Source organism: Paenibacillus sp. Mc5Re-14 (genome assembly GCF_001049835.1).
In the GTDB taxonomy this organism is placed as follows: domain Bacteria; phylum Bacillota; class Bacilli; order Paenibacillales; family Paenibacillaceae; genus Paenibacillus; species Paenibacillus polymyxa_C.
The window spans coordinates 3862501-3877994 of the sequence record NZ_CVPD01000001.1; the positions used below are offsets into that span (position 1 = coordinate 3862501).

11 protein-coding genes, 11 tRNA genes and 2 rRNA genes are annotated in these 15494 nt (G+C 47.5%); 22 read left to right on the forward strand and 2 right to left on the reverse strand.

Features of this window, described 5'->3' with window-relative positions:
- Nucleotides 1-156: 156 nt before the first annotated feature.
- The 21 genes from BN1546_RS17555 (at nucleotide 157) to yajC (ending at nucleotide 12417) form a co-directional block, all read left to right on the forward strand.
- Nucleotides 157-3085: ribosomal RNA gene (locus BN1546_RS17555) — 23S ribosomal RNA — on the forward strand.
- 78 nt (nucleotides 3086-3163) lie between these two features.
- Nucleotides 3164-3280: ribosomal RNA gene (gene rrf / locus BN1546_RS17560) — 5S ribosomal RNA — on the forward strand.
- Nucleotides 3281-3298: 18 nt separating this feature from the next.
- Nucleotides 3299-3374: transfer RNA gene (locus BN1546_RS17565), tRNA-Asn, on the forward strand.
- A 3-nt stretch (nucleotides 3375-3377) separates the two neighbouring features.
- Nucleotides 3378-3469: transfer RNA gene (locus BN1546_RS17570), tRNA-Ser, on the forward strand.
- Nucleotides 3470-3486: 17 nt separating this feature from the next.
- Nucleotides 3487-3558: transfer RNA gene (locus BN1546_RS17575), tRNA-Glu, on the forward strand.
- Between the two features lie 9 nt (nucleotides 3559-3567).
- Nucleotides 3568-3643 (forward strand) — tRNA-Val (locus tag BN1546_RS17580).
- A gap of 30 nt (nucleotides 3644-3673) precedes the next feature.
- A tRNA-Met gene (locus tag BN1546_RS17585) sits at nucleotides 3674-3750 on the forward strand.
- Nucleotides 3751-3776: 26 nt separating this feature from the next.
- Nucleotides 3777-3853, forward strand: a tRNA-Asp gene (locus BN1546_RS17590).
- Between the two features lie 28 nt (nucleotides 3854-3881).
- Nucleotides 3882-3957: transfer RNA gene (locus tag BN1546_RS17595), tRNA-Lys, on the forward strand.
- A gap of 35 nt (nucleotides 3958-3992) precedes the next feature.
- Nucleotides 3993-4067 (forward strand) — tRNA-Gly (locus BN1546_RS17600).
- Between the two features lie 5 nt (nucleotides 4068-4072).
- A tRNA-Arg gene (locus tag BN1546_RS17605) sits at nucleotides 4073-4149 on the forward strand.
- A gap of 12 nt (nucleotides 4150-4161) precedes the next feature.
- A tRNA-Leu gene (locus tag BN1546_RS17610) sits at nucleotides 4162-4241 on the forward strand.
- Between the two features lie 7 nt (nucleotides 4242-4248).
- Nucleotides 4249-4322, forward strand: a tRNA-Pro gene (locus BN1546_RS17615).
- Between the two features lie 107 nt (nucleotides 4323-4429).
- On the forward strand, nucleotides 4430-5131 hold the full coding sequence (locus tag BN1546_RS17620) for a BofC C-terminal domain-containing protein (protein ID WP_013372653.1): 702 nt from the start codon (nucleotides 4430-4432) through the stop codon (nucleotides 5129-5131).
- Between the two features lie 225 nt (nucleotides 5132-5356).
- Nucleotides 5357-5860 (forward strand): crossover junction endodeoxyribonuclease RuvC, encoded by a 504-nt coding sequence (ruvC, locus tag BN1546_RS17625; protein WP_025675038.1) that lies wholly within the window; start codon nucleotides 5357-5359, stop codon nucleotides 5858-5860.
- On the forward strand, nucleotides 5857-6471 hold the full coding sequence (gene ruvA, locus BN1546_RS17630; RefSeq protein WP_025675036.1) for a Holliday junction branch migration protein RuvA: 615 nt from the start codon (nucleotides 5857-5859) through the stop codon (nucleotides 6469-6471). The genes ruvC and ruvA overlap by 4 nt, the downstream gene beginning before the upstream one ends.
- A 50-nt stretch (nucleotides 6472-6521) precedes the next feature.
- On the forward strand, nucleotides 6522-7529 hold the full coding sequence (ruvB, locus tag BN1546_RS17635; RefSeq protein ID WP_013372650.1) for a Holliday junction branch migration DNA helicase RuvB: 1008 nt from the start codon (nucleotides 6522-6524) through the stop codon (nucleotides 7527-7529).
- A gap of 227 nt (nucleotides 7530-7756) precedes the next feature.
- Nucleotides 7757-9850 carry a SpoIID/LytB domain-containing protein gene (locus BN1546_RS17640; protein WP_090738427.1) on the forward strand — a complete coding sequence of 698 codons (2094 nt, stop codon included), beginning with the start codon at nucleotides 7757-7759 and terminating at the stop codon, nucleotides 9848-9850.
- A gap of 7 nt (nucleotides 9851-9857) precedes the next feature.
- Nucleotides 9858-10886: a tRNA preQ1(34) S-adenosylmethionine ribosyltransferase-isomerase QueA gene (queA, locus tag BN1546_RS17645; RefSeq protein ID WP_090738428.1), complete on the forward strand. Its 1029-nt coding sequence runs from the start codon at nucleotides 9858-9860 to the stop codon at nucleotides 10884-10886.
- A gap of 20 nt (nucleotides 10887-10906) precedes the next feature.
- Complete coding sequence (tgt, locus tag BN1546_RS17650; protein ID WP_013372647.1) at nucleotides 10907-12046, forward strand: tRNA guanosine(34) transglycosylase Tgt; 1140 nt, start codon at nucleotides 10907-10909, stop codon at nucleotides 12044-12046.
- A 35-nt stretch (nucleotides 12047-12081) separates the two neighbouring features.
- Nucleotides 12082-12417 (forward strand): preprotein translocase subunit YajC, encoded by a 336-nt coding sequence (gene yajC, locus BN1546_RS17655; protein ID WP_013372646.1) that lies wholly within the window; start codon nucleotides 12082-12084, stop codon nucleotides 12415-12417.
- Between the two features lie 69 nt (nucleotides 12418-12486).
- Here the strand turns inward: yajC and BN1546_RS17660 are convergent, their stop codons facing one another.
- Complete coding sequence (locus tag BN1546_RS17660) at nucleotides 12487-12876, reverse strand: TIGR04086 family membrane protein (protein ID WP_090738429.1); 390 nt, start codon at nucleotides 12874-12876, stop codon at nucleotides 12487-12489.
- 206 nt (nucleotides 12877-13082) lie between these two features.
- Here BN1546_RS17660 and BN1546_RS17665 point away from each other — a divergent pair, with 206 nt between their 5' ends.
- Entirely contained in the window at nucleotides 13083-13859 is a 777-nt protein-coding gene (locus BN1546_RS17665) for a YetF domain-containing protein (RefSeq protein WP_025675029.1), read from the forward strand.
- 6 nt (nucleotides 13860-13865) lie between these two features.
- Here BN1546_RS17665 and spoVB read toward each other — a convergent pair whose 3' ends face one another.
- Nucleotides 13866-15437: a stage V sporulation protein B gene (spoVB, locus tag BN1546_RS17670; RefSeq protein ID WP_013372643.1), complete on the reverse strand. Its 1572-nt coding sequence runs from the start codon at nucleotides 15435-15437 to the stop codon at nucleotides 13866-13868.
- Between the last annotated feature and the right edge of the window lie 57 nt (nucleotides 15438-15494).

Sequence of the window (15494 nt, forward strand, 5' to 3'; positions counted from 1 at the left end):
TTTGATATGATGTTCTTCCGGGATTAAAACCGGTGAATATTGCACCTTGAAAACTGGATACCGAAACGAAATTGCGTTTTAGAATATTCCTTTAAGCTGATCTTGTGTAAACAAGTGAAATAAAGGTAGCATATCGTATTTACATTGTAAATACTAGGTTAAGCTACAAAGAGCACACGGAGGATGCCTAGGCGCCAGGAGCCGACGAAGGACGTGGCGAACAACGATAAAGCCTCGGGGAGCTGTAAGCAAGCTTTGATCCGGGGATGTCCGAATGGGGAAACCCGGCTGTCTTCATCGACAGTCACTACTCACTGAATTCATAGGTGAGTGAGAGGCAGACCAGGGGAACTGAAACATCTAAGTACCCTGAGGAAGAGAAAACAATAGTGATTCCGTCAGTAGCGGCGAGCGAACGCGGATTAGCCCAAACCAAGGAGCTTACTCTTTGGGGTTGTGGGACGTCTCACATGGAGTTACAAAGGAACCGGTTAGATGAAGAGGTCTGGAAAGGCCCGCCAGAGAAGGTAAAAGCCCTGTAGTTCAAAACCTGTTCCCTCCGAGACGGATCCCGAGTAGTGCGGGGCACGTGAAACCCCGTATGAATCCGGCAGGACCATCTGCCAAGGCTAAATACTCCCTGGCGACCGATAGTGAAGCAGTACCGTGAGGGAAAGGTGAAAAGCACCCCGGAAGGGGAGTGAAATAGATCCTGAAACCGTGTGCTTACAAGAAGTCAGAGCCCGATCTATGGGTGATGGCGTGCCTTTTGTAGAATGAACCGGCGAGTTACGTTCCCGTGCAAGGTTAAGGTGAAGAGCTGAAGCCGCAGCGAAAGCGAGTCTGAATAGGGCGAATGAGTACGTGGACGTAGACCCGAAACCGGGTGATCTACCCCTGTCCAGGGTGAAGGTGCGGTAACACGCACTGGAGGCCCGAACCCACGCATGTTGAAAAATGCGGGGATGAGGTGGGGGTAGCGGAGAAATTCCAATCGAACCCGGAGATAGCTGGTTCTCCCCGAAATAGCTTTAGGGCTAGCCTCGGAAAAAAGAATCGTGGAGGTAGAGCACTGATTGGGTGCGGGGCCCGCAAGGGTTACCAAGCTCAGTCAAACTCCGAATGCCATAGATTTAGTTCCGGGAGTCAGACAGTGAGTGCTAAGATCCATTGTCGAAAGGGAAACAGCCCAGACCATCAGCTAAGGTCCCCAAGTGTGTGTTAAGTGGGAAAGGATGTGGAGTTGCACAGACAACCAGGATGTTGGCTTAGAAGCAGCCACCATTGAAAGAGTGCGTAATAGCTCACTGGTCGAGTGACTCTGCGCCGAAAATGTAACGGGGCTAAACACACCACCGAAGCTATGGCTTGATGCTTTGCATCAGGGGTAGGGGAGCGTTGAATGCGGGTTGAAGGTGTACCGGAAGGAGCGCTGGACTGCATTCAAGTGAGAATGCCGGTATGAGTAACGAAAAGATCTGTGAGAATCAGATCCGCCGAAAGCCTAAGGGTTCCTGAGGAAGGTTCGTCCGCTCAGGGTAAGTCGGGACCTAAGGCGAGGCCGATAGGCGTAGTCGAAGGACAACAGGTAGAAATTCCTGTACCACCGTAATCCGCTATGAGCGATGGGGTGACGCAGTAGGGTAGTGACGCGGACTGATGGATGTCCGTCTAAGCAGTGAGGCTGATGTGTAGGCAAATCCGCACATCGTTAAGGCTGGGCTGTGATGGGGAGCGAAAATTATAGTAGCGAAGGTCATGATCTCAGACTGCCAAGAAAAGCCTCTAGCCAGGAGAAGGTGCCCGTACCGCAAACCGACACAGGTAGGCGAGAAGAGAATTCTAAGGCGTGCGGAAGAACTCTCGTTAAGGAACTCGGCAAAATGACCCCGTAACTTCGGGAGAAGGGGTGCCTCGGTAGGGTGAATAGCCCGAGGGGGCCGCAGTGAAAAGGCCCAAGCGACTGTTTAGCAAAAACACAGGTCTGTGCGAAGCCGCAAGGCGAAGTATACGGGCTGACGCCTGCCCGGTGCTGGAAGGTTAAGGGGAGTGGTAAGCTCTTCGGAGCGAAGCTATGAACCGAAGCCCCAGTAAACGGCGGCCGTAACTATAACGGTCCTAAGGTAGCGAAATTCCTTGTCAGGTAAATTCTGACCCGCACGAATGGCGTAACGACTTGGGCGCTGTCTCAACGAGAGATCCGGTGAAATTTTAATACCTGTGAAGATGCAGGTTACCCGCGACAAGACGGAAAGACCCCATGGAGCTTTACTGCAGCTTGATATTGAATTTGGGTACGATCTGTACAGGATAGGTGGGAGCCGTTGAACTTTGAGCGCCAGCTTGAAGGGAGGCATCCTTGGGATACCACCCTGATCGTATCTAGGTTCTAACTTGGTACCGTAATCCGGTACGAGGACAGTGTCAGGTGGGCAGTTTGACTGGGGCGGTCGCCTCCTAAAGAGTAACGGAGGCGCCCCAAGGTTCCCTCAGAATGGTTGGAAATCATTCGAAGAGTGCAAAGGCAGAAGGGAGCTTGACTGCGAGACCTACAAGTCGAGCAGGGACGAAAGTCGGGCTTAGTGATCCGGTGGTACCGCATGGAAGGGCCATCGCTCAACGGATAAAAGCTACCCTGGGGATAACAGGCTTATCTCCCCCAAGAGTCCACATCGACGGGGAGGTTTGGCACCTCGATGTCGGCTCATCGCATCCTGGGGCTGAAGTAGGTCCCAAGGGTTGGGCTGTTCGCCCATTAAAGCGGTACGCGAGCTGGGTTCAGAACGTCGTGAGACAGTTCGGTCCCTATCTGTCGTGGGCGTAGGAAATTTGAGAGGAGCTGTCCTTAGTACGAGAGGACCGGGATGGACGTACCGCTGGTGTACCAGTTGTTCCGCCAGGAGCACCGCTGGGTAGCTATGTACGGAAGGGATAAGCGCTGAAAGCATCTAAGCGTGAAGCCCCCCTCAAGATGAGATTTCCCAATTAGTAAGACCCCTTGAAGACGACGAGGTAGATAGGTTGGGGGTGGAAGTGCAGTAATGCATGGAGCTGACCAATACTAATCGGTCGAGGGCTTATCCTAAAGATAAGGCGCAATGAAGTTTCGGATCCAGTTTTCAGGGTGTAACCTTGAAGTTAGAATTTGCGAGGCAAATTCATGTTTGGTGGCGATAGCGGAGGGGTTCCACACGTACCCATCCCGAACACGACCGTTAAGCCCTCCAGCGCCGATGGTACTTGGACCGCAGGGTCCTGGGAGAGTAGGACGCCGCCAAGCGAGTTTTGTAATTATTATTCCCTGATAGCTCAGTTGGTAGAGCACTCGACTGTTAATCGAGTTGTCACAGGTTCGAGTCCTGTTCGGGGAGCCATATGGAGAGGTGTCCGAGTTGGCCGAAGGAGCACGATTGGAAATCGTGTAGGCGCCAAAAGCGTCTCGAGGGTTCGAATCCCTCTCTCTCCGCCAGAATTATTTTATAGTATGGCCCGTTGGTCAAGGGGTTAAGACACCTCCCTTTCACGGAGGTAACAGGGGTTCGAATCCCCTACGGGTCATAGTAGTATGGAGGCTTAGCTCAGCTGGGAGAGCATCTGCCTTACAAGCAGAGGGTCGGGGGTTCGATCCCCTCAGCCTCCACCATTTATTTTTAATAGACTTCCCTACTATTGCCGCGGGATGGAGCAGTTCGGTAGCTCGTCGGGCTCATAACCCGAAGGTCGCAGGTTCAAATCCTGCTCCCGCAACCAATTAACTTTTTAATGAAAATTATTATGGAACTGTGGTGTAGAGGCCTAACATGCCTGCCTGTCACGCAGGAGATCGCGGGTTCGAATCCCGTCAGTTCCGCCATTTTCACAAAGTTACATTACCCTGTTGGGAGCCATTAGCTCAGTTGGTAGAGCACCTGACTTTTAATCAGGGTGTCGAAGGTTCGAGTCCTTCATGGCTCACCATTCATGTACTTATATGTCATGGATATAATTGTATTGCGGACGTGGCTCAGCGGTAGAGCATCGCCTTGCCAAGGCGAGGGTCGCGGGTTCGATTCCCGTCGTCCGCTCCATATTTGCGCCCTTAGCTCAGCTGGATAGAGCGTTTGACTACGAATCAAAAGGCCGGGAGTTCGAATCTCTCAGGGCGCGCCATTAACTTCATAAGCCGGTGTGGCGGAATTGGCAGACGCGCGCGACTCAAAATCGTGAGGGAAACCGTGGAGGTTCGAGTCCTCTCACCGGCATCTATTTCGGGATGTAGCTCAGCTTGGTAGAGCACCTGGTTTGGGACCAGGGGGTCGCATGTTCAAATCGTGTCATCCCGATTCAATAGGAAGTCGCTGGAAGCAGCGACTTTTTTGTTATTATCTTTTGTATAAATCAGTAATCTTCAGGTCACACTAACACAAAAAGTGGGACGGAAGGGATTACTGTGAAGCGATTAAGTTGGAAAAAACAGATGAAACGGCGCTGGAAACAGTGGAGAAGAACAGTGTGGGCATGTACTATTTTGGGTGCGGCTTGCTTACTGGCAGGGTTGGGTATTCTGTTTTCGAATCATATGCAGGCTATGCTGTCGCAACCACTGGCTACTCCCGTTATGGCAGAGATGGAGGAGGAGTCACCAAATTATACTTCTACCGAAGACCGCTCCTCGCAGATGCAGCTATTGCAAAGTATTCATGCTTCCGGTATAAGCAGGAAGACCCGTTTGTTAACTACCTACGTATGTGGTACGGAGACCACTTCCTTGGGAACGTTAAGTTCACAACAACTGGAAAGTTTGCTGAAGCAACATCCCGATTGGAAGGGACGGCTTAATACTAAAGGAGAAGTGTGGCTGGAGCGCAGAGTGGAAGATTTGTCGGAGTCATGCAAAGAGCGTGCATATATGGGCTTAAGCACTGATGGACAGCTTACACTGTTTGAAGGGCTGCCTAAAAAGGAAAAAGTAATTCGTACTTTTTTTCAATTGGATATAGGGTCTATGGAGACGGCCTTGCCGGAAGGGGTATATAAACAACTTCAGCAGGGAATCCGTGTACAGGATATAAATGAGTATAACAGTGTAATCTCCACTTTTAGTGACTTCGCAGTGGAGCGAACACAGAGGGTATTAAAGCAGCATTATTGATTACAAGTACGAGACGTTAGGCTTTGCCCATGAGGTGAGGCTTGTAGCGTCTCTTTTTATGTTTTCACTCATGGTTAAACTTTTTCCTCTATTAGATACAAAGTTTTGTTATAATGAAAAGAACGACACATATGTTCGCTTTATATGGAATTTACTCATGTATAATAACGATAGTGCTAGCTAATGGTTAGTTAGGCATGTTTGAGCGATAGGGGAGAGGTTTTTTTGCGTTTTTTAGGAATTGATCCCGGTATTGCCATTGTGGGCTTCGGGTTTGTAGACAAGATAGGCAGTAAGGTGGTTCCTGTGCAATATGGCTGTATCCAGACGGAGGCCCATACACCGGAAGAAGACAGGTTGCTTCATGTGTATGAAGGCATGTTGCAATTAATTGATAAGTACAAGCCGGATGCGGTTGCATTGGAGAAGCTTTTTTTTAATCGCAACGTTACAACAGCCATGTCCGTGAGTCAGGCACGTGGGGTGCTGGTATTGGCTGCCAAGCAACGTAATTTGCCTATAGGGGAATACACGCCCATGCAGGTAAAGCAGGCTATTGTAGGGTATGGCAAGGCGGAGAAGAAGCAGGTACAGGAGATGGTTAGAATGTTTCTAAAGCTCCAGGCTGTGCCCAAACCGGATGATGTAGCGGATGCTTTGGCAGTGGCTATTTGTCATGCGCATTCCTATGGACTAAATTCAAAATTAAATGAGGTATTACGAAAATGATAGATTTCTTGCGTGGTTCTGTAGCTCACTTGGAAAATGAATATGTCGTTTTGGATGTGCAGGGTGTAGGGTATCGGGTATTTTGTCCGAATCCTTACGCCTTCGCCAAAACGGAAGGACCGGTGGTTATTTACACTCACCATCATGTAAGGGAAGATGCTATTTTACTGTTTGGGTTTGCAACCCGTGAGGAGCAGCAATTATTCCGTAAATTGATCGATGTGTCTGGTATTGGACCACGGGTGGCTCTTGGTATTTTGGGAGGCGGTACGCCTGCGCATGTGGTGACGGCGATTTATCAGGAGAATATCACATTTCTCACCAAATTACCGGGGATCGGTAAAAAGACGGCACAACGTATGATTCTAGATTTAAAAGACAAGCTGGACGGTATTGGGGCGTTAGGAATGGCTACCGGATTGTTTGCGGAGCCTGCTGTAGAAGAAGGCGAAGGTTCGTACTGGAGTGAGGCGCGTGAAGCGCTTAAAGCACTCGGTTACACGGATGCTGAGTTAGATAAGGTATGGAGCAAAATGAAGAAAGATGCGAAACCTGATGATTCTGCCGACATTTTGATGAAACGGGCTTTGCAACTGTTGTTTGCCGGATAGGACGCTGTTGTCCGTGAATAGAAATCTGGTAAAAAGAGGAGCGATGGATTGTGGATGACCGGATTATTTCCGCCAATTTGATGATGGAAGACCAGACGGCGGAGTTAAGCCTTCGCCCCCGTTATCTAAATGAATATATCGGGCAAAATCAGGTCAAGGAAAATCTGAAAGTATATATTGAAGCGGCCAAGATGCGTAAAGAAGCGTTGGACCATGTATTGTTGTACGGACCGCCCGGATTGGGTAAAACCACTTTGGCTAACATTATCGCCAATGAGTTAGGGGTTAATTTACGTACAACTTCAGGTCCTGCAATTGAAAGACCGGGAGATTTGGCAGCATTGCTGACCAACCTTCAAGAGGGTGATGTTTTGTTCATTGATGAAATTCATCGCCTTCACCGTACAGTGGAAGAAGTCATGTATCCGGCGATGGAAGATTTTGCACTGGACATTATGATTGGCAAAGGCCCAAGTGCACGTTCAGTTCGTTTGGATTTACCGCCCTTTACTCTTATAGGTGCTACTACACGCGCTGGGTTGCTCTCTGCGCCATTGCGTGACCGATTTGGCGTTATTAGTCGATTAGAGTTTTATACGACAGACGAGCTGGCTTACATCGTGTCTAGGAATGCGGATATTATGGAAATCGAGATTGTTGGGGATGCGGCGGAGGAAATCGCATTGCGTTCACGGGGGACACCGCGGATTGCCAACCGACTGTTAAAAAGGGTACGTGATTTTGCTCAAGTTGCCGGAGACGGTATTATTCATTCAGAGTTGGCTGCAGAGGCACTAAAGAGACTTCAAATAGATCCACTTGGGCTGGATGAAATTGACCATAAAATGCTTAAGGCTATGATTCATTCATTCCGAGGCGGACCTGTAGGATTGGACACCATTGCTGCGACCATTGGTGAAGAGAGCCAGACGATTGAAGATGTGTACGAGCCTTATTTGTTACAAATTGGCCTTTTACAAAGAACACCTCGCGGACGAACGGTGACTCCGGCGGCATATGCTCACCTTGGAATTCCTATGCCAACAGACCCACGGTGACTAGGAAATTATAGTGCACTTTTAAAAATCATTGAGTGTTATTCGTAAGTATGACGATATGAAGTGGATTAGACAGATGAATTGAGCTAAGAAGTGTATAAGTCCGATTCAAGCGGGTTCAAATTTTAGTTTATTCCGCCGATGTATTTAAAGGGATAGACGCGGGTCGAGATCCCGATAAATCATGTAATATAAGTGCTAGTCAGCTAGAATTGGGGGAGCTAGAAATGAGTGGAGATACATTGAACCGAAATAAAAATTTCGGAGCGTGGACAGGCCGGCTCAAACGAGCAGCTTTGATTATGGTATTAGCTACAGCTTGCATACCTTGGCCTTCAGCTGTTCAGGCTGCTGCCGCCCAAGAGGATATTCGTGTAGTGATCTTTGCGGATCTAGGCAGCAAATATAAAGCGACAGTTCCCGCTGTAACTTTGAAATCATCAGGGAGCCTGAGTGTCGGACAGAACAGTGGGGGCAGCTTTCAGGCTTGGATGGGACTGCCAGACAGTACGGCTCGTTTTAGTGTAGACAGCTATCGAGTGAAGGTGCTTGAAGGAAATGAAGCGGCTGCGATAAAAGCGGCTCAAGCTCTGCAAAAGACTAATGATAAACCTACTGTTTTTATTGGTTCAAAAAACGGTGGCTCTGTCTATCAAGTGTATGCGGGATTATATGCTAGTGAACAGTCGGCACAGGCTGCCGTGCAACGGATTTCCTCAGCAACCGGAGCGCAGGCCGAAGTTAAGGGAAACAAACATTGGTCGACGGGAAGCTACGGAAGCGAGCAGGAGGCTAATCTCGTTCGCACGACAATTGCTGCCGCAGGTTTTGATGCTTTTACTGTAATTCAATCAAGAGGCCAGTATGCTGTATGGGTTGGAGAAGAAAGTAATGACAGTAAGCTGTCGGCCTTGAAAACAGAGCTGGAGAGCAAGCAGCCTAGACTCACCCTTTCCAAAGTGAATACTACTCAAACTGGTCTTATCCTAAGACAGGAAGCAGGAGTAACGACAGGCTCACAGGTGATGCCTCATTACATGCTAAGTGGCTCTAATAATAGCAAGATAATTGTCAACGGCGGTAATAATGGAATCCAAGTGGTCGAAAGGTCACAGCGTACATATCGCGGCGACATGGAGATTGGCATATCGTCAGGACAGCTGGCGCTTGTGAATGAAGTCCCTTTGGAGCAGTATTTGTATTCCGTAGTTGGAGCAGAAGTCTATTCCTCATGGCCAGCTGAAGCGCTTAAGGCTCAAGCGGTAGCGGCTCGCAGTTATGCGCTTGCCCAAGGCAATCGGTTTCAGATCGGCAATGTGGTAGATGGCACGCTAAGCCAAGCTTACAATGGTAAGAGCTCAGAACATGCAAATGTCAACGAGGCTGTAGATGCAACAACTGGTGAAGTTATTAAGAGTGGCGGCAAAGTGGTCGAAGCTGTATTCTCCTCTAATGCGGGCGGTGTGACAGCAGATGCTTCCGAAGTGTGGAATAGTGGTGGCGAAGCGTTTGCAAGCGTGGACAGCTCAGGAGATACCTCAGCGCAAAAAGGAGCACAGGAGTGGTATCATGTACTTCTCTCCAATGGCAAGACAGGTTATATCCGCGAGGATAACGCTAAGGAGCTGGAGGGAGTCACAGAAGCGGGGTTAGACAAAATCACCGTCACTGCGGAAAATACAAATGTGCGTCCTATTCCTCAAATCCAATCAACGGTTACACCCGTAGAGAAGGTGCAGCCGGGTGAAGAGATGATTGTTCTGGAAAAGGTGCCTCAATCCGGAGACTATGCATGGGTTAGAGGGCCCTTTACAGCAGCTCAGATTGCTAAGTCCTTGCAAGGGAAAATAACTGGCACAGTACCGTCCTCTGTTAATCACCTTGATGTTACCAAACGGGGTCCGTCAGGTCGAGTGTTGGAGGTTGAAGCAGATGGAACTCCTCTAAAAGTGAAGTATCCGGACATGTATCGCTCAGCGATGGGGGGACTACCAAGCACACTGTTTGATATTGCGAGTACCGGCAGTTATACTGTATTAGGCGCTGATGGAGCTACTACTCATGTAAGCGGCACACAAGGTACCCAAATTCTGTCGGCATCTGGCAGCAGCACTTTAAGTGGTAACGGGGTGGTTGTCATGAATGAAGATCGCCATGCACGAGTCATCGACAAAACGCAAAGCTTTATTTTTACAGGTAAAGGGAATGGTCATGGCTTGGGCTTATCACAATGGGGGGCCAACGGTTTGGCAGAGCAGGGGTATGATTACAAGAAAATTTTGCAACACTATTACAAAAATGTGGATATAGTTAAGGACTGACCAATATATGAACGTAAACGATTACGATTTTGAACTACCTGAAACATTAATTGCACAGACGCCTTTGCTTGAGCGGACTGCTTCTAGATTACTGACGCTAAACAAAAACAATGGTGAAGTGGGGCATCATACCTTTTCGGATATTGTGCAGTATCTTCAGCCAGGGGATACGCTGGTTCTGAATGATACCAGAGTAATTCCTGCACGTTTGTTTGGCATCAAGCAAGACACCGGGGCTAAGGCCGAGGTTTTGCTGCTTAAACAATTGGAGGGAGACCGATGGGAAGCATTGGTGAAACCCGGCAAAAAGCTGAAAAAGGGAGCTATTATTGTTTTCGGTGATGAGCTGAAGGCAGTTATTGAGGAAGAAGGAGATATGGGCGGAAGGGTACTTTCATTTTCATATGATGGTATTTTTCAGGAGATCTTGGATCGCTTGGGGCAGATGCCGCTTCCTCCGTATATCAAGGAACAGCTGGATGATCGTGAGCGGTATCAAACCGTTTATGCTCGGCATGAAGGTTCTGCTGCGGCTCCAACGGCAGGGTTACATTTTACCGAAGAATTACTGGACCGGATTAAAGAAAAGGGCGTTACGGTTGCCTTTATCACACTTCATGTCGGTTTAGGGACGTTCAGACCGATGTCGGTGGATACGATTGAAGAGCATGTCATGCATGAAGAATACTATTCATTGTCACAGGAAACGGCGGATGTACTCAATGCAACCAAGGCGCGCGGCGGAAGAGTCGTGGCAGTGGGAACAACCAGTTGCCGAACGCTGGAGACGGTGGGCAATAACTTCGTAGATGGTGTACTACAGGCCAGCAGTGGCTGGACACAGATTTTTATTTATCCAGGCTATAAATTCCGTGTGGTGGATGCAATGATTACGAATTTTCATTTGCCTAAGTCCACCTTGGTTATGCTGGTCAGCGCACTGGCTGGCAGAAAGAATATTATGCATGCTTACCAGGAGGCGATTGACCAAAAATATCGGTTCTTTAGCTTCGGGGACGCTATGTTCATTTATTAATTAAGGATGGTAGAGAAAATATGGCACCAGCAATAAGATACGAACATATTAAGACCTGCAAGCAATCAGGAGCACGTCTTGGACGTGTACACACGCCTCACGGAGTTATTGAGACTCCAACCTTTATGCCCGTGGGAACTCAAGCAACTGTTAAAACGATGAGCCCTGAGGAACTGAAAGCGATGGATGCTCATATTATTTTGAGTAATACGTACCATCTGTTTCTTCGTCCTGGTCATGATATTATCCGAGAAGCGGGCGGACTGCACAAGTTTATGAATTGGGATCGTCCTATTTTAACAGACAGCGGCGGATTCCAAGTGTTTTCCTTAAGTGAAATGCGTAAGATTTCAGAGGAAGGTGTTCATTTCCGCTCTCATCTAAATGGAGATAAGAAGTTTCTTTCTCCGGAAGTGGCGATGGAAGTCCAAAACTCGCTTGGCTCGGATATTATGATGGCCTTCGATGAATGTCCACCGTTTCCGGCTGAGTATGAATACGTGAAAAAGTCACTGGAGCGCACCAGCCGTTGGGCTGAGCGTTGTTTGGAGGCACATGCGCGTCCACATGATCAAGGGCTCTTCGCCATTGTACAAGGAGGCATGCATGAAGATCTGCGTAAGCAAAGTGCGGCAGATTTGACTTCCATGGATTTCCCGGGGTATGCTATTGGTGGACTGAGTGTAGGTGAACCTAAGCATTTGATGTATGAAGTGCTCGATTACACGGTTCCTCTGCTTCCTACTAACAAACCACGTTATCTGATGGGCGTTGGTTCGCCGGATGCTTTGATTGAAGGCTCCATTCGTGGTGTGGATATGTTCGATTGTGTACTTCCAACCCGAATTGCTCGCAACGGGACAACGATGACAAGTCAAGGACGTCTTGTTGTTCGGAATGCGAATTATGCAAGTGATTTTGGCCCGCTTGATCCGGCTTGTGATTGCTACACTTGTCGCAATTATTCACGTGCTTACTTGCGACATTTAATTAAAGCAGATGAAACCTTCGGGCTCCGACTGACAACGTATCATAACTTGCATTTCTTAATACAATTGATGCGTAATGTCAGACAAGCGATTATGGATGACAGGCTGCTTGATTTCCGCGATGAATTTTTTGAGCAGTACGGTCTTCATGATAATGATAAAGGCTTTTAAGTTTTAGGGGAGAGTATACGAAAGGGGGATTTAATGTGTTTCATTTTGCTACAGCTGCGGCTGCACCTGGTGGAGCTGGCGGACTTTTTCAAATGATCTGGCCACTGGCTCTGATGTTTGTAATCTTCTATTTCTTGCTGATTCGTCCGAATCAGAAAAAACAAAAGCAGCGTCAATCGATGCTTCAAGCTTTGAAAAAGGGAGATAAAGTAATTACAATCGGAGGTCTTCACGGTACAATTGTGGAGATTACGGACGATGTGGTTGTTTTGCGTGTGAACGATGTGACGAAGCTGACCTTTGACCGCAGTGCAATTAGTAATGCGATTGCAAAAGACACTGCATCTGAGGAAGTTGTTTCTAAATCGTAATATGCGATTGTTATGCAAAAACCGAGCCTTTGAGGAGGCTCGGTTTTTTTGTGTTACATACATGTTGACTTACTTACTAAAGTTAATGCCAAACATCCCGCCACCTGCTCCTATAACAAACGCGATTCCTAAGTGCAGCAGGTCTTTACCATTCATGCCTGCATCCAATGCCAAAAAACCGACCAGAAGAACGATTAGTCCATACAGAATACCTGTAATACCGCCTTGATACCAGCCTTTGTTCGTGGATCTTTTACCGGCGACGAAGCCACCAGATAGCATGGCGAGTGCGTGGACGATGTACGTATACAATGATAAGTCCTGTTCTTGCATCTGTGTCATCCACAAGAGTATTGAAAGAATCAATGCGCCAAACAGCATCCATGCAAAGGCATAAAATAAGCCGGATAAAATGGGATGGGCCAGACGAAACGAACACCAGCGGCGAATGAGCTCCATGGATAATTCCTCCTGTACCAAGGTTTGAACTATTATCATTCTATGGCCAAGCTTCCCGGGTTAGTACCAAGTCGTAAGCAGTCTTTCTCTTTATTTCAATAATTTAGCCTTTTGTTTTTTGTATGAGCCAAGTGAGGAACGGTCAGAATACGTGTACAATGAACGACTAATGTCTTGTCGCAAGTACAGGAGAGGAGGCGAACCAATTGAGTCACGATATTTTTGCTCATATTTTTCGGACGCTGCTCATGTATTTTATTGTATATCTGGTGATGCGCTTGATGGGTAAAAGGGAGATCGGAAAATTGTCTGTTTTCGATCTCGTCATATCCATTATGATTGCGGAAATTGCTGTATTCAGCCTGGAGGATATAAAACGTCCACTTTATGAAGGGTTGATTCCTTTAGGAGTGCTGTTAATTTTGCAAATCGGAATTTCCTATTTCAGTCTGAAAAGTCGGCGTCTGCGCTTACTATTTGATGGTAGGCCCAGTGTATTGTACTCAAATGGACAACTAAACAAGGACGAAATGGCGAAGCAACGTTACAACTTAGATGACTTGCTGTTACAACTTCGTGAACAAAATATAGAAAGTTTGGATGAAGTTGAATATGTCATTTTGGAAACAACAGGTAAACTTACGGTGATTGACAAGGATATTTACGATGGCGCTAAACATGAAAAAATAAAGCAGGAACAAAACAAAAATGATTTGATAAGCAAAGAACAACAGGAAAATAAAGTCCACCCTTCTCCACAAATCGGTGGAAAATTTAGATATGAGGGACTACCGATTCCATTAATTATGGACGGCAAGGTGCTGGATCGAAATTTGGAACGGATGGATATGAACCGTTTTTGGCTTAAAAATCAGATTCAAGCGAAGGGTCACAAAGATTTTAAGGATGTTTTCTTATGCTCGGTCAACCATAGAGGGGATGTGTATATTACACCACCGGCCTATGGAGAATCTTTGGATTAGCTTTTTTTATGCTTTAAACCATCTTCTCAGTATTGGAATGCGTGTGAGGTTGTCCCAGTCGATCATTTTGATCAAGGTCATCAGGAAAAGGTAGAGAATAATTCCCAAGCCTGCGGCAAACATAAATTGGAGCCACATTTGATCGAAAATCGTTAAATGTCTGTAGGTATATAATACCGCTGCCGCCATAATGATCATGCCCATCCCGGTTTTCCAGAAGTCAAGTAAACGTACACGAAAGCGAAGCAGTCTGCTGACACTGAAGCCATGTAGGAGGGTAACGATAGCACTGTTAATACAGATGGCGATGACAGCTCCGTAGATACCGTACTGAGGTTGAGAAGCAAGCCATACAATCAGCACAATTTTGATAATGGCTCCGATAAAGGTGTTCAATAAGGCACTTCCAGGGCGGTCTAACGCCTGAAGTGCTGCCTGAAGAGGGGCCTGAATGTACATAAAAAGTGCAAAGGGAGCCATGAGTTTAAGCATGCCCGCAATATCGCCATTATTGTAGAGCAGCAGACACAGCGGCTCTGCTAATACATACATAATTACGGCAAATGGGGCTCCTGCGACTAAAGCAAGTCGAAGCGATTGATGCAAACGTTTGTGAATGGCAGTAATATGCCCTTTCGCTGCTGCTTCGGATAACGAAGGCACGAGTGAAACAGCCAGCGAACTGGTAAGGGCCCCTGGTAGTAATAACACAGGAATAACCATGCCTTGCATGGCCCCATATTGTGCGGTTGCCACGCCAGTTGCAATGCCTGCTACGGCGAGGCTACGCATGCATAAGATAGATTCGAGCAAATAAGATAAGGAACCGACAAGCCTTCCAGCAGTAACGGGAACAGATATCGACATAAGACGTGACAAAACGGATGATTGGTCGGTATGAACCTTTGGGGGTAAAGGGGCCTTTGGTTGAAGAATGTGATCTTTTCGCTGGTTCCAGGCATATTGCCACAGCAGCACAACCATGCCAATGAATTCACCCGCCAAAGCACCAAGCATGGCACCTGCAGCAGCGTAGGCTACACCATGAGGAAGTAACAAGTAAGCAAACCAAATGACGCAAAAAATGCGCATGACGGTTTCCGCAATGGAGGAACTTGCGGAAGGAATCATATTTTGTTTTCCTTGAAAATAGCCCCTATAAGCTGAGGAAACAGCAACAATGACAATCATTGGACTCATACTTACGAATGTATAATACACACGGCTGTCGGTCAGGAGATGGCTTGTGATCCAAGGTGCAAACACAAGACAGATTGCCATGGCGATCAGGCTGAGTGTAATGGTGAAGCGCAAGCTAGTGTGCAAAATACGCCGTGACATCTCGGGTTGCCCCGCTGTTTCAGCTTCAGCTACAAGCTTGGCTACCGCAAGAGGGATGCCCCCAGTAATAAGAGTCACTAGTACAATAAAAAAGGGATACCCCTGCTGGTACAAGCCGACTCCTTCGGGGCCTATGATACGCGGGAGTGCGATTCGGGGAATAAAACCCAGTAGCCGATTGATGATTCCCGCTGCCAATAAAATAATTGCTCCATGAATGAATGTCTGCTTTTTCAATCGCAACTCCCTCTTCCCCAAAGTGAAATTCTGCGTCTATGTGTTTCCTTAGAAGAT

Coding starts and splice junctions, on each gene's coding strand:
- ruvA (WP_025675036.1), top strand. CDS start 5,857: ATGATAGATTTCTTGCGTGGTTCTGTAGCTCACTTGGAAAATGAATAT.
- BN1546_RS17640 (WP_090738427.1), top strand. CDS start 7,757: ATGAGTGGAGATACATTGAACCGAAATAAAAATTTCGGAGCGTGGACA.
- queA (WP_090738428.1), top strand. CDS start 9,858: ATGAACGTAAACGATTACGATTTTGAACTACCTGAAACATTAATTGCA.
- tgt (WP_013372647.1), top strand. CDS start 10,907: ATGGCACCAGCAATAAGATACGAACATATTAAGACCTGCAAGCAATCA.
- BN1546_RS17660 (WP_090738429.1), bottom strand. CDS start 12,876: ATGGAGCTCATTCGCCGCTGGTGTTCGTTTCGTCTGGCCCATCCCATT.